13 protein-coding genes and 1 pseudogene are annotated in these 13,450 nt (G+C 66.3%); 6 read left to right on the top strand and 8 right to left on the bottom strand.

Annotation, left to right across the window (positions count from 1 at the left end):
- Positions 1-79 precede the first annotated feature (79 nt).
- Positions 80-337 (top strand): hypothetical protein, encoded by a 258-nt coding sequence (locus ACVWY0_RS18260; protein ID WP_252607758.1) that lies wholly within the window; start codon positions 80-82, stop codon positions 335-337.
- A 224-nt stretch (positions 338-561) separates the two neighbouring features.
- Complete coding sequence (locus ACVWY0_RS18255; RefSeq protein WP_252607757.1) at positions 562-1,014, top strand: DUF4383 domain-containing protein; 453 nt, start codon at positions 562-564, stop codon at positions 1,012-1,014.
- A 184-nt stretch (positions 1,015-1,198) separates the two neighbouring features.
- Here the strand turns inward: ACVWY0_RS18255 and ACVWY0_RS18250 are convergent, their stop codons facing one another.
- Together ACVWY0_RS18250 and merA are read right to left on the bottom strand one after the other, a co-directional pair.
- Positions 1,199-1,882 carry a haloacid dehalogenase type II gene (locus ACVWY0_RS18250; RefSeq protein ID WP_485837924.1) on the bottom strand — a complete coding sequence of 228 codons (684 nt, stop codon included), beginning with the start codon at positions 1,880-1,882 and terminating at the stop codon, positions 1,199-1,201.
- Between the two features lie 31 nt (positions 1,883-1,913).
- A complete protein-coding gene (gene merA, locus ACVWY0_RS18245) occupies positions 1,914-3,365 on the bottom strand; it encodes a mercury(II) reductase (protein WP_485837923.1) in 1,452 nt (483 codons plus the stop codon).
- Between the two features lie 185 nt (positions 3,366-3,550).
- Here merA and ACVWY0_RS18240 point away from each other — a divergent pair.
- Together ACVWY0_RS18240 and ACVWY0_RS18235 are read left to right on the top strand one after the other, a co-directional pair.
- A pseudogene (locus ACVWY0_RS18240) lies at positions 3,551-3,939 on the top strand (MerR family transcriptional regulator).
- Between the two features lie 468 nt (positions 3,940-4,407).
- Positions 4,408-5,196, top strand: a complete 789-nt coding sequence (locus ACVWY0_RS18235; protein ID WP_485837922.1) for a GntR family transcriptional regulator — start codon at positions 4,408-4,410, stop codon at positions 5,194-5,196.
- Between the two features lie 92 nt (positions 5,197-5,288).
- Here ACVWY0_RS18235 and ACVWY0_RS18230 read toward each other — a convergent pair whose 3' ends face one another.
- From ACVWY0_RS18230 to ACVWY0_RS18220, 3 genes are all read right to left on the bottom strand, one after another.
- Positions 5,289-6,545, bottom strand: coding sequence for a S8 family serine peptidase (locus ACVWY0_RS18230; protein WP_485837921.1), 1,257 nt, complete (start codon positions 6,543-6,545; stop codon positions 5,289-5,291).
- A 63-nt stretch (positions 6,546-6,608) separates the two neighbouring features.
- On the bottom strand, positions 6,609-7,613 hold the full coding sequence (locus tag ACVWY0_RS18225; protein ID WP_485837920.1) for a nucleoside hydrolase: 1,005 nt from the start codon (positions 7,611-7,613) through the stop codon (positions 6,609-6,611).
- Positions 7,614-7,641: 28 nt separating this feature from the next.
- Positions 7,642-9,060: an MFS transporter gene (locus tag ACVWY0_RS18220; RefSeq protein WP_485837919.1), complete on the bottom strand. Its 1,419-nt coding sequence runs from the start codon at positions 9,058-9,060 to the stop codon at positions 7,642-7,644.
- Between the two features lie 142 nt (positions 9,061-9,202).
- Between ACVWY0_RS18220 and ACVWY0_RS18215 the strand changes: the two genes are divergently transcribed.
- Together ACVWY0_RS18215 and ACVWY0_RS18210 are read left to right on the top strand one after the other, a co-directional pair.
- Positions 9,203-10,069: a PfkB family carbohydrate kinase gene (locus tag ACVWY0_RS18215; protein WP_485837918.1), complete on the top strand. Its 867-nt coding sequence runs from the start codon at positions 9,203-9,205 to the stop codon at positions 10,067-10,069.
- Positions 10,066-10,560: a GNAT family N-acetyltransferase gene (locus ACVWY0_RS18210; protein ID WP_485837917.1), complete on the top strand. Its 495-nt coding sequence runs from the start codon at positions 10,066-10,068 to the stop codon at positions 10,558-10,560. Before ACVWY0_RS18215 ends, ACVWY0_RS18210 begins: the two co-directional genes overlap by 4 nt.
- A gap of 43 nt (positions 10,561-10,603) precedes the next feature.
- Here the strand turns inward: ACVWY0_RS18210 and ACVWY0_RS18205 are convergent, their stop codons facing one another.
- The 3 genes from ACVWY0_RS18205 to ACVWY0_RS18195 form a co-directional block, all read right to left on the bottom strand.
- Positions 10,604-11,599 carry an aldo/keto reductase family protein gene (locus tag ACVWY0_RS18205; protein ID WP_485837916.1) on the bottom strand — a complete coding sequence of 332 codons (996 nt, stop codon included), beginning with the start codon at positions 11,597-11,599 and terminating at the stop codon, positions 10,604-10,606.
- Positions 11,600-11,610: 11 nt separating this feature from the next.
- Positions 11,611-12,678 carry a LacI family DNA-binding transcriptional regulator gene (locus ACVWY0_RS18200; RefSeq protein WP_485837915.1) on the bottom strand — a complete coding sequence of 356 codons (1,068 nt, stop codon included), beginning with the start codon at positions 12,676-12,678 and terminating at the stop codon, positions 11,611-11,613.
- A 354-nt stretch (positions 12,679-13,032) separates the two neighbouring features.
- Positions 13,033-13,344, bottom strand: coding sequence for a hypothetical protein (locus tag ACVWY0_RS18195; RefSeq protein ID WP_485837914.1), 312 nt, complete (start codon positions 13,342-13,344; stop codon positions 13,033-13,035).
- Positions 13,345-13,450: the final 106 nt, after the last annotated feature.

The raw sequence follows: 13,450 nt of genomic DNA, 5'->3' as shown, positions 1-13,450 counted from the left end.
CTCTCGTGCTTAGGGACGGGGGTTTAACCCGTTCCCGACCAAGGGGACCGGCCCCCACCCCGGAAGGGTGGAAGCCCAAATGAGAACCAAAGCGCTCGCCGTCGGCGTCATCGTAGCCGCCTCATCAGTCATGTTTGCCCCGAGCGCGCTGGCGTTCGAGCCTTCAGCGGACCCCCAGGATAAATTCAGCTGTCCCGGAGGCAATCCCGTCGCCGGACACCCGGGATTCCCCGGAATCGTGACGGGCGTTGAGAAGTCGTTTGTAAATACCGATGCCACTGCCGCGGCCGCGTGGTCAGCAACGGTCCTGTTCGATGGCCCGCTGGCCGTCTGCTGAGCGGCCCAAGTCCATCCCGGCGACAAAGACCCCCGTCCGGAACTTTCCGGACGGGGGTCATTTACTGGAGTCCACCGGGTTGAGCCCCGCGAGAGACCTCACATCAAATTGTTTTCCCAACAAGCCATCCACACTGCGATGCGGCCCCGAACAGCAGGTATAACCCGTTGGTTCAGCAGGTCAGCACTACCCGCTGATTCAAAAAATGCACTCAGGAGATCATCATGGCTACCCACACCCACACCGGCACAACAGCCCGCACCAACGTCCAGAAGGCATCGATGCTTGTCGGCGCAGTGTTCCTGCTGGTCGGCATCCTAGGCTTCGTCCCGGGCATCACCGGCAACTTCGACCAGCTGCACTTCGCCGGCCACGAATCCGAAGCCATGCTGCTGGGCCTCTTCCAGGTCTCGGTACTCCACAACATCGTCCACCTGCTCTTCGGCGCAGCAGGAATCGCCCTGGCCAAAACCGCCACCGGCGCCAAGTCCTTCCTCCTCTACGGCGGCATCATCTACCTGGTCCTGTTCGTCTACGGACTGATCGTCCCCCAGGAATCAGCCGGCAACTTCGTACCCCTGAACGGCTTCGACAACGGCCTGCACCTCCTCCTCGGCGTCGGCATGATCGCCCTGGCCCTCATCCTCACCAAGGGGCATACCAAGGCACACGCCTAACCCAAACCCACACGCATGACAAGGGCCCCGGCCGCAGCTTCCCGCTGCTGCCGGGGCCCTTGGCGTTTCCGGCATCATGACCTCGAAACGCCCACGGTTGAGCCTGCCGAACGGCTGCGGCGGCTGCCGGTCCGCACGCACCCTTTCGGGGTAAGGCGGGCCTGTCTGAGCAATAAATCCCCGCTCAGGCTCCGGATGCGCTCAGTTCTCCGGGGAGTTCTTCCAGGGAAGCGACGGTGTAATCGGGTGCGGTGAAATAGCCAGGGTAGCTTCCGCCGGTCCGGTTGATCCAGGCAGTGCCGAGGCCGGCCCGGGCTGCGCCGTGGATGTCCCAGGGGTGCACGGCCACGAGCAGCATCTGCTCGGGAGCCACCGCGCAGACCCCGGCGGCGTAGTCGTAGGCGGCCCGGGCAGGCTTCCATCCCCGGGCATCCTCCACGGAAAGCAGCCGTTCAAACTGGTCCCGTATCCCTGCCGGGCCGAAGAGTTTTTCCGCGACCTGGGCGGAGCCGTTGGTCAGGGTCACCAGCCGGTATCCCGCTGTCCGCAGTGCCCGGACGCCTTCCGGAACGTCGGGGTGCAGGCCGAGTCCGGCCATTCCTGCCATGACATGTTCCACCGCCGTGTCCAGGTCCGTGCCGATGCCCGCATTGGCGAGCAGCCCGCGCAGAGCCTCTGCACCGATCTCGGCGAAGGCGCCGTTGCCGCCGGCGGCAGTGAGGGCGAAACCGTCGCGAAGCAGCGTGGCGAACCAGAGTTTCGCCAACTGGGCAGGGGCGCCGACTTCGGCAAAGCGGTCCCCCATCGGTGACATGTCCGAAAGCGTTTCGTTAACGTCAAAAACAATGACTGACGGGGCGCTGTTCATGAGTTCTCCTTCATCTTCACGGCCTTGTGGTTTACGAGGCGCAGCAGGAGAGCCGCGAGACGTCCGTAGTGTAGGTCTGCGCGGCAATTTTCAGGCCTTCTGCCATGGTCAGGTACGGCGCCCACAGGTGGGCGACGTGGTCCACGCTCAGGCCGCCTTCCAGGATATAGACGCCCGCAGCGGCCAGGTCTCCTGCTTCCTTGGCCACCGCCGTGATTCCCACGATCCTGCCGGTCGCTTTCTCGGCGACAATCTTGATGAAGCCGCGGGTGTCTCGGTTGACCAGGGCGCGCGGGACGTATTCCAGCGGCAGCACCCTGCACTCGCACGCGCTTCCGGCCTGGTTGGCCTGCCGGTCGGTCATGCCCACCGCGGCCAGGGCGGGACTGGTGAAGGCGACCCGAGGCAGATGCCGGTAGTCGATTTTCCGGGCGCCGGCGGTGAAGGCGTTCTCGACGGCAAGGGCCCCGTGCGCCGCGGCGACGTAGACGAACTCCCGGTGGCCTGTGACGTCCCCGGCAGCCCAGATGCGGGGATTGCCGGTTGCCAGTGTGTCATCAACCGGGATCTCGCCGTTCGCTCCAAGTACGACGCCGACAACCGGCAGGTGCAGACCCGCCGTGACAGGGCGCCGGCCGGTGGCCACGAGCAGATGGGTGCCTTTGAACTCCCTGGTGCCCCCCGCAACGGTGGCCGTGACGCTCACCGTACCTCCGGCGTCGCGCGCTACCTTTTCCGGTACGGCACGCCGGACCACCCGGATGCCTTCATCCGCGAAAACCTCCGCCAGGGCCTGTCCGGCTTCGGGTTCCTCAGTGGAGGCCAGCCGGGAGCGGACCAGCATGGTCACCTTCGAGCCGAGCCGGGCGAACAGCTGCGCCTGTTCCAGGGCCACGAAGCCTCCACCGATCACCAGCAGGGACTCGGGGACCTCGGTGAGATCCATCGCCGTGGTTGAGGTCAGGTATCCCGTTTCTTCGAGGCCGTCCACCGCCGGTGCCCACGGCGAGGATCCGGTGGCCACCACGTAGTGGGCGGCGCGGATCCGTTTCGGCTGCCCGTCGGGAAGGGCGATGTCCAGCAGCGGATCGTCCGCGCTGCCGGTGAACGAGGCATGGCCCTGGTGCAGATCCCAGCCGTAGTCCGCGATCAGGTCCAGATACTTTTCTGCGCGCATCCCCTCCACCAAATCCTGTTTTCCGGCCGTCAGTGCCGGCATGTCCACCGGCATGTCCACCGGCATGTCCACGGCGGGCAGGCCCGGGAAACGTCCCGCGTCCAGGGCCGTGTGGCGGGCCTCTGCCGCGGCAAGCAGGGCCTTGGAGGGAACGCAGCCGGTGTTCACGCACGTCCCGCCGACCGTGCCGCGTTCCACCATGGCCACGCGCTTGCCCAGTCCGCTGGCCCGTATCGCGGCAGCAAATGCCGCGCCGCCGGAACCGATCACAGCCAGGTCGTACTCATTTTCGGCAGTTTCAGTCATGGGGGCCTCCGAGGGGTGGGATGCATCGGGTCGGTGCTGCGTCGGTTACTGTAATGACCCACTCTTGACCCTTCCCCATAGGGGAAGGTCAAGCTCCGCTCCCACCTGAAGATCAGCTGAGGAGTCAACCGTTCCACTATGGTGGAAGGTCAGAAGCCGGTGGAATCAGCCGAAAGCGGGAAGCCATGCGTATCGGAGAAGCGGCCGCCGCCGCGGGTGCCACCACCAAAGCCTACGGTTCTACGAAGAGCGCGGCCTCCTGCCCGACGTCGGCCGTACAGTCAGTGGATACCGCGAGTACACCGCCGAGACGGTCAGCAGGCTCGAATTCATCAGGCGCAGTAAAGAAGCTGGCCTCAGCCTTGCCCAGATTGACGAGATCCTGCGGATCCGCGACGCCGGGCACGCGCCCTGCGCCCACGTACGTGAGCAGCTGGCCCACCAACTGCGCACCCTGGACCGGCAGATCGCCGAACTGACCGCGCTCAGAATCGCCGTGGCCGAGCACCACCGCACCGTAACGGCCGCCGACCCGGCCGCCTGCGAGCCCACGCAGATCTGCAGTTACCTCTGAGACCGCACGCCCGATGCCCGGCCTCCTCGAGGGGCCAGGTGACGGAGATTCCAGCCTGTCGAAACGCCCGGCCGGGCGTTTCGCTGTTGCTGGGGCGGTACGATCTGTCTCATCGGCAGTGCGTCAGCTTTGCCTGAGCTGGAGATTATTTGGGGACGCCTCGTTAGTGGGACCCGGTCCGGCGTTTCAGCCGCCAGCAGCGCCGCGAAGGCATGGCCCGGGCCGCTGGCCTTTGTGAGATAGAGGCAGGGTTCCGCCGCCGTGGTTCCCGTCCCGCCAGAATTCCTTCGCCAGGCCAACAGGGTCGCATAGAACCACGACGGCGGGGTACGTCACGCCCTGTGGTTCCGTCAGCGTCGGCGAACGGCAGCCGCTCCCCTAACCCGTGGGACTGAACAGGGCACTTGTCCAACAAACGCGTCACACCGGTAGGCTGGGAATCCCCACACCTACGAAGCGAGGCATAACGTGCACGAGGACGCCGCCAGGTTCCTGTCCCAGCCGGTGGAGGCCCAGCCCGGCTCCCCGCTCCGGGTTGCGGTGTACTCCCGGATCGCCGAGGCCATCCGCAACAGCCTGCTGACGCCCGGCTCGATGCTCCCCACGGAAACGGAGCTCGGCGCGGACATGAAGGTCAGCCGCACCGTGGTCCGCGAAGCGCTGATGCTGCTGGAGGAAGACGGCCTCATCCGGGCCCGCCGGGGCGTCGGGCGCTTCGTCGCCGACACCCTCCCCCGCATCGGCATCGAGCGGATCCGCCCCTTCGAGGAAGTCCTCGGCGGACCCGGGCAGCACCTTGAAATCAAACGCATCCAGCGGGAGCGGCAGCCGGCCTCCGAATTCGTCGCCCCCGGCGTGGGCGTCGGGCCCGGCGCCGACTGCTGGCTCTGGGAGTCCGTCCTGATCCGCGACGGCGAGGCCATCGCCCACCTGCAGGAAAACATCTCCGCCCTGCCGGTGAGCGTGCGCAGCGGTTCCGCCGCCGCCGCGCCGCTGGATATAGAGGACGACGGCGGCAGCACCCTGCTTGCCTCCCTGAACAGCCGCTTCGGTAAGGTCCTCGGCCCCGGCGAGTGCCAGATCAGCCTGAGCCAGGTGGGGCCCAGCCGGGCGAAGCTGCTGGACCTGCGGGCGCCGGATCCGGTCCTCGTGCTGACGCAGTACGTCAGGCACGGGAACCGGCCCTTCTATCTGGCCAAGTGCCTCATCGCCGCCCGCGCCGGGCACCTGTCCGTGATGCAGTCCCTTCAGTCCTGACCCATGTCCTGTCCGGGAGTTTTTGGGCAGATATGGTGGCGTGGAACGTGCCAAAAGGCCATTATCTGGACAAAAACTCGGGGAGGGGTCAGCTACCGGACACAAGCTACCGCATCGCATGCGTTCACGCGGCCATGTGCCCAGTAGGTTCCTGTGCCGGGAATCTTGTCGGCGGTTGATTCGACTTTTTCGCGGACTGAGGTGTTTCCGGTCCCAGCAGAAGTGCTCCAGACAAGCGCGGCAACGCCGGCGACGATGGGTGAAGCCATCGAGGTACCGCTGGCGATGTCGTAACCATGGGAGCGATTATTCTGGGTGCCGAGGGTGAACTCGTGGTTCGGGAAGGTCGAGTACACGCTGACACCGGGCGCTGCGACGTCCACCCACTTGCCGTAGGTCGAGAAGGAGGCTTTTGCGCCGTTGTTGTCGGTTGCTGCGACGGCAATGACGTTAGGGTAGGCGCCAGGGTAGATCTTGGCCTGGGTACCGGCATTCCCGGCTGCGGCAACGATCACGACACCCGCAGTCCATGCCTTATTGACGGCGATTTCGAGGGTGCGTGAAGAGACGCGCTGTCCCAGGCTCATGTTGATGACCTGGGCACCATTGCTGACGGCCCAAGCGATGCCGTTGGCAATGCTCGAGGTGGAGCCGGACCCGGAGTCGTTCAGGACTTTGCCGTCCAGAATGTCGCACTCCGGGCACACACCGGAGACCCCAACCGTGTCTTTGATGGCGGCAATGATACCGGCGACGTGGGTGCCGTGGCCATAGTTGTCTTCGCCGGTTGCCGCATCACTGTAGTTAATGCGTGCAACAACCTGTGATGAGATGTCGGCGTGGCCACTTGTGACTCCTGTATCGAGCACAGCCACCCTGATGTCCGGACCTTCGGTTTTAACCCACGCTTCGACGGCGTCCACATCGGCGTTGGGCTTACCCCCGGCCACAGTTACGCCTCCCGTGGTGCTGGTAAATCCCTGACCAGTGTTCTGCAAAGCGTACTGGCGCGGGAAATAGTCGACGTTCGGCTGATCATTAGCAGCAGTGACCACCTGGTCCGGCTCGGCGTACTCAACTGCCGGGTTCCGGCTCAGTGCCTCGATGAGTTGGAGTTCCTTACCGGCCGGCACTGCGATGAGGTGGGCGCCGGTACTGCCAATCCCCGGGCCGTCGCTGAGGCCATGGCGGCGCAGTACCCCGGCTGCCGCCGCATCGTCACGGAACTTGACCATGATCTGTCCCGCAATGTGCGACGGCTCGGGCGCTGCGTTGAGTGGGCCTGCGAAGGTGAAGGCGCCGAGCCCCATCATGAGCGCTGCGAAACCGGCGATAACTGTTTTTTTCATGGGGTTATCTTGCACCAACCCGGACCGGCTGGATAGTTCGGCGCGGCAAATCGCCCTACCTAATCACGCAGGTGACGGAACCGCGGCGGCGAGTGCCGCCGTCGTACTTTCAGCGAAGGAAAGCAGTGTCTCCACCAGGTGCGGTGCGAAGTCCTGTTCAAGTGAGAGCACCACACGGCACCGGGCGCCGGGCTGCTCCGGGTAGCCCAGGTAGAAGCCGCGCATGTCGCAGACGGTCTGCCCGCGGCCCGGCCCGGCAGAGGTGTCGACGGCGGCATGCACCACCGGGGCCACCGTCGCCTTAATGCCGCCCACCGCGAGCGCCGCCGCCAGCGGATCGTGCATGGCGGAGCAGGGCCGGCCGAAGATGCCCTCGTAGAACCGGAAGTAGTAGCCCAGCATGTCGCCGAGGGCATGCGGGACCGGGTGGTCCGCGGCGAGCAGTTCCTCCCGGTGGCTTTCCTCCAGGACGTTGGCCATGGTCACGTCCAGCGGCACCAGGGTCACGTCCCAGTCGGCGGCCAGCACCAGGGCGGCGGCCTCGGGGTCGTTGAAGATGTTGGCTTCCGCCACCGGGCTAATGTTCCCGGGGGCCAGGGCCGCCCCGCCCATGATGGTGATGTACTGCACGAGCCGGGGCAGCTCGGGGTCCAGGCGCAGCGCCTCGGCGATGTTGGTCAGCGGGCCGATGGCGAGCACCCGCAGCGTTCCCGGATACTCATGGGCGAGCCGGACCAGCATCTCGGCCGCACTCTCGGACTCCAATGTGGCGGACGCCGTCGTAAGGGAAACCCCGCCGATCCCGTTCTCCCCGTGCACCCACGGCGCCCCGCCGCCGAACGAGCCGGCGAGCGGATCGTGGGCGCCAAGTGCCACGGGGATGTGCGCGTGGCCGGCGAGCTGGAGCAGGTCCAGGGTGTTGCGGGCGCCGACAGCGGCACTGACGTTTCCGCTGACGGTCCCGATCCCCACGACGTCGGCCGCGGGCGCGGCGAGCAGGTAGGCCAGGGCGAGGGCGTCGTCGATCCCGGTATCGCAGTCGAGGTAGAACGGGAAGGTGTCGGTCATGGCGGTGGTTCTCTTTCGGTAAAGGGGGTTAGACCGTCTCGCCCTTGGGGGCGGCGACGAAGAGGCTGACGATGAACGCGGCGGCCGTGATGGCCACCGAGATCCAGAGGGCGGTGGTGTACCCGGCGGCGGTGGCCTGGGCGGCGAAGGGTGCCACGAGGACGACGCCGAGGCTCGCCCCGATGCCGAAGGAGGCACCGTTGATGCCGGGCAGGGCAGCCGGGGCTTCCTTGGGTGACAGGAGCACGGAGAGCCCGTTGATGGCGGTGAGGAAGAGCCCGTTGTAGAAGATGCCCAGTGCGGCGACGGCGATCAGCACCGCCACTTGGTTGTCGGAGAACGTGGCCGCGGCGATGGCGCACGCCAGGCTGAGTCCGGTGCCGGCGCGGAGGGTTTTGATCCAGCCGCGGCGGTCGGCGAGCCAGCCGGCCAGGGGTGCGGCGAAGACGCCGATGAGGGCTGCCGGGGTGAGGAACAGCAGCGCGGACACGGAGGCGGTCAGCCCGAAGCCGGCACCGGCGTCCTGGCTGAGGAGCACCACGGTGAAGTTGATGATGGCGAAGATGCCGGCGAGGGTCAGGACGGTGGTGGCGATGACGGGCCAGACCTGGCGAGAGCGCAGGTGGTGGACTGCGATGAGAGGGTTGGTGCGCCGTTTCTCGATGATCCAGAAGGCGGCGAAGGACGCGATGGTGGCGGCGAGCAGTGCCAGGGTGCTGGGCGCGGTCCAGCCCGCGGCGGATCCGCCGGAGACGAAGTAGGTGATGAACACAAGGAACACGGAGAGGGATCCGGCGCCCCACCAGTCCATGGCGCCGCGCACTCCGGCGGGGCGTCCGGCCGGGACGATTTTGATGATGCAGGCCGCGGCGATGGCGGTGAGGACGAGCACGACGACGAAGATGGACCGGTAGCCGAGGGTCTCGGCCATGAGCCCGCCCACGTAGCCGTCCACGCCCCCCACTCCGCCGTTGATGGCGGCGATGATGCCCACGGAGGTGCCGAAGACCTTCGCCTGCAGATTTTCGCTGAGGACGATGTAGGCGAGCGCGAAGACGGCGCTGGAGACGCCCTGCAGGAACCGGCCGGTGACGAGCAGCGGCAGCGTGGGGGCGGCGATGCAGAGGATGGTGCCGGCGCCCATGATGCCGAGGACCAGGAGCAGGGCGGCGCGGCGGCCGATGAAGTCGCTCCAGCGGCCGATCACGGGCCCGGCGATGGCGCCGGCGAGGAAGAACATGGACTGGACGGGGGCGGCGCTGTCGGCGCTCTGGCCGAAGCTGGCGGCGATCTGCGGCAGCGCGGGGGTGACCATGCTGGCGTTGAGCTGGAAGGACAGCACGCCCAGCAGCAGGGTGGAGATCAGCAGGGCGGCGCGGCGGCCGGCGAAGGCGGGCTGTTCCGCGCTGACCGGCGGGGAGGCGGCAACCGACGTTGGGGTGTTCACATCAAACTCCTTTGTTCGAGCTGGATCGTCCGGAATGGCGATTCGAGTTGTTATACAACCATGTATGACGCACAAGTACAACCATGCCGTACACTATTTCCTAATCCGGCCGCTTCCGGCTTCCCCTTGAGAGAGACTCCCCATGAGCAATCGACTTCCTGCCGTCACCGTCGTCGGCAGCATCAACCTGGACCTGATCGCCACCGCCGAGAGGCTTCCCACCGCCGGCGAAACCATCGGCGGCGCGGTGCTCTCCGAACAGCCCGGCGGCAAGGGCGCCAACCAGGCCGCAGCAGCTGCCCGCTTGGGCGGCGGCGCTCGCATGGTCGGCGCCGTGGGCAGCGACGCCCAGGGGCAGCGGATGCTTGACGCACTGGCCGGTGCCGGCGTCGACACCTCTGACGTGGCCGTCCTGCCGGATGCGACCGGGACGGCACTGATTGTGGTGGACCGCGACGGCGAGAACCAGATTGCCGTCTGCCCGGGCGCCAACTCCAGCCTCTCCCTGGAGGGTGTGGAGTTCGGCCCCGAGGAGACGGTGCTGTGCCAGCTGGAGGTGGGCCTGCCCGTGGTACTGGAGGCCGCCAGGCGGTCCGCCGGGTACTTTGTGCTGAACGCCGCACCGGCAATGGACCTGCCGGCCGAGCTGCTGGAACGCTGCGACCTGGTGATCGTCAACGAGAGCGAGTACGCCCTGATCCCCGCCCTCGCCGCGGCCAAGCTGGTGGCCGTGACGTACGGCAAGGACGGCTCCGCGATGTTCGAACACGGGCGGAAGGTGGCCGAAGCCCCGGCCTCTGCCGTGAGCGTGGCGAACACGGTGGGCGCCGGCGACGCGTTCTGTGCCGCCCTGGTCTTGTCCCTGCGACAGGGGCTGGATTACACCCATGCCTTGGCCGTGGCCAACGCGGTGGGAGCGGACGCCGTGGGCCATCCCTCCTCCCAGCCGGATTTGGCACAGCTGGGCCACTATGTTGAGCGGACCGCCGCAACCGACGGTGCGCGGTGAGCGTCGCTTTCAGGCGGGCGGCGCCGTCGGACTTTCCCGAGGTCCGGCGCATCACCCGCGAGGCCTACGTGCGGGCTGGACACTTCGCCGCGGACCACCCGTACATGAGCGTGCTGGAGGACGTGGAACACCGCGCCGAGCATGCTCAGGTGTGGGTGGCGGAGGCTGCCGGGCGGGTGGTGGCGGCGGTGACGCTGACGTTCGCCGGCCAGCCGTACAGCGAGATCGCCGCCGACGGGGAGCTGGAGTTCCGGATGCTGGCCGTTGATCCTGCGGTTCAGGGCGGCGGGATTGGTCGCGCTGTAGTCCGAAGGGTCATTGAACACGCGCAGTCGCTGCCCGCAATCAGGGCGATCAGCATTACGAGCGCCACGTTCATGGAGCGCGCCCACCGCCTCTATGAGTCGCTGGACTTCCGGCGGGCGCCGGAGCGGGACTGGTACGTGCCGGGCGAGGACGTGCTGCTGTGGGTGTTCCGGCTGGAGCTGTAACGGACGACGGCGGCACCCGGCGGCCCCTGACACGGCGCGGACATTAGACGCGCTCGGGGAAAGACTCCACCTTGGCCGGGTCGCGTTCCACAACATCACCCAAGGCATCGTCAATCATGTCGAGCGTTTCGGGCTTAAGCACCAGATCGGCGGCTTTGACCGTGTCTTCGAGCTGTTCCGGCCGGCTGGCGCCAACAATCGCTGCCGAGACATTCGGATTTGCCAGGACCCAGGCCACGGCCAGGGTGGCCAGCGGCACGCCGAGTTCCGCGGCGATCGGCCTGAGATTCTCAACCCGATCGATGACCGCGGGCTGCATAAATTTGTGTTCGGTCTTCACCCCGCCATCGTCGGAACTGAAACGGCTGCCGGCCGGGGCGGCGGACGCACCATACTTGCCGCTCAGAACGCCTTGGGCCAGCGGCGACCAGCACACCTGGGTGATTCCGAGCTCCTCGCAGGCCGGCACGATTTCAGGCTCGATGACACGCCAGAGCATGTTGTACTGCGGCTGGCTGGCGACGAGCTGGATGCCGAGTTCCGCCGCCAGGCGGGCACCGCTGCGGATCTCCTCCACGGTCCATTCGGAGACGCCGATGTAGTGGGCCTTGCCGGCCCTGACGATGTCGGCAAAGGCGCCCATGGTTTCTTCGAGGGGGGTTTCGTAGTCATAGCGGTGCGCCTGGTAGACGTCCACGTAGTCCATCTGCATGCGGCGCAGCGAGCCGTTGATGGATTCCATGACGTGCTTGCGGGAAAGCCCGCGGTCGTTCTTGCCCGGGCCTGTGGGGAAGAACGCCTTGGTCATGACCTCGATGCCTTCGCGGCGGACACCTTTGAGTGCCTCGCCGAGCATGGTTTCGGCTTTGGTGCCCGCGTAGGCGTCGGCCGTATCGAAGGTAGTGATGCCCAGGTCGAGGGCCTTGCGCACGCACGAGGTGGCCACGTCCTGGTCCACGGTTTCGCCGTGGGTGGCCCAGTTGCCCAGCGCAACGGCACTGACGTACATGCCGCTCTTGCCAAGTTTGCGGTATTGCATAAAGTTTCCTTTCAGAGATCGCCGGGGGATCCGGCGGAATGCGTAGGGTCCGGGGCGGTGCGTATTGCACGGAGGGCACGGGGCGGGGCGGTGCTTTCGCGGACAACGAGGCGTGCCTGCCGGATGAGGGTCTTGGGTTGGGTGCCGCCCATGGTTTCCAGGAGGATCCTGGCGACGTCCTGGCCCTGTTCGGCCACCTTATGGTCCATGGTTGTCAGGCCTACGACGTCGCAAAGCTCGTGGTTGTCAAAACCCAGGACGGAAAAGTCCCCGGGGACGTTCAAGCCCGCTTGGCGGAGGACTTTGAGGACACCGAAGGCCATCTCATCGGAGGCCACGAATGCGGCGGTGGGCGCTGCTTCCGCAACGAGCAACCGCGACATGGCAGCGGCGCCTCCCGCAACACTGTTCTCGTCAAACTCTTCGAGGACGGCGTCCCTGGCCAGTCCGGCCTCGCCGAGAGCCTCCCGGTAGCCCATGAGCCGCCGCAGGGGCGGAACGCCGCCCAGGTTGCTGTCTGGCTCATCACGGATACCGATGAAGGCTATCCGCTGGTGGCCGAGGTTCAGCAGGTGCCGCACCGCGGACCGGCCAGCCCCGACGTCGTCCACAGACACCGATCCGGCACCCGGCGATTCGGCACCAAGCAAAGCCACCGCCTGCCCCTGGGAGGCGAGCGATTCCAGTTCCTCCCGGCTTGGCTGCAAAGCCATGATGATGACACCATCCGTGCGGCCATGCAGATGGACGGTACTGAAGAACCTCCGGCGCTGCTCGGCCGTGGCGAGCTCATAGAGGAGTACATCGAACCCGGCCTCCCGGAGCGCAGACGTAGCCTCGCCGATCACTTTCCCGAAGAACCATTTCGCGAGCACCGGTACCACGATGCCCACAGTCATGGTCCGGCCGGTGGCAAGGCGGGACGCAGCCGGAGAGGCTGAGTATCCCAGTTCATCAGCGGCATTTTGCACGCGCTTGCGGGTTGCGGCCGAGACTCCGGGAACCGAGCGAAGCGCCCGGGAAACTGTAGAAACGGAGACGCCCGCCCGTTCCGCAACTGATTCAACGCTAACCAGCATGCAGCTATGTTAGGCGTTTACCCGTCGACATCACAAGCGCTTGCAAAGACCCTTCCCGCATCGCATCGAAGCGCGCCGTTGAACTTTCCGAGACGAGCTACTGCCGCTTCCCCTGCACAAAGGCATCACCGCGGTAGCGAGTCCCAGACCGCTAAGTGAGGCATAAGACGAGCCCACCCCGGACTCTGGAAGCAGTACAGACAGCTGGAAGCACTGCCGGCCGAGCAGTTCATGGATTGCTGCGCGAGCACTAGAGCGGGCCGAGGGGCCGCTGGCCTGAAGCGCCCCGGTCGCTGTACTGCCGGCGACCGGGGTCAGCGAACACCTCTGCCTTGCCACCCGGCATTTACCGCATCATGGTCCGGCTGCAAAGATTTCCTCAATGGCTACCTCGCAACCTGGTACGTGCGTGCCGGCATGGACCTGCGAGAACCGGCTTACAACTTGGCCCAAATTATCGAAACCAAGGCGGTCGGCAGCACCCTTGATCCGGTTGATGATGACCGGAACGGCGCCGGGGCCGTCCATGACGGCGTGGTCCGAGATGCCAAGTCCGGTGCAGGCGGCGTTGGCGTTGGCAATGTCGGCCGATGCCGGGGCAGCGCCGGCAAAAAGCACCACCATTACGGCGGCGGCAGCGGCAGCAGAGGTGCGTTTGATGTTCATGGATATCTCCTGACGTTAGGCTTCGGCGAAGCCCCGATATCCATGGCGGAGAGGATAGAGAACTCCGCCAGTGAGGCCATTCTCCGCTTGCAGGATGAACCCCGCA

The sequence above is a fragment of the Arthrobacter sp. UYNi723 genome (assembly GCF_054057635.1).
The sequence above is the reverse complement of the archived record's forward strand: the minus strand, read 5'-3'. Positions and strand labels throughout refer to the sequence as shown.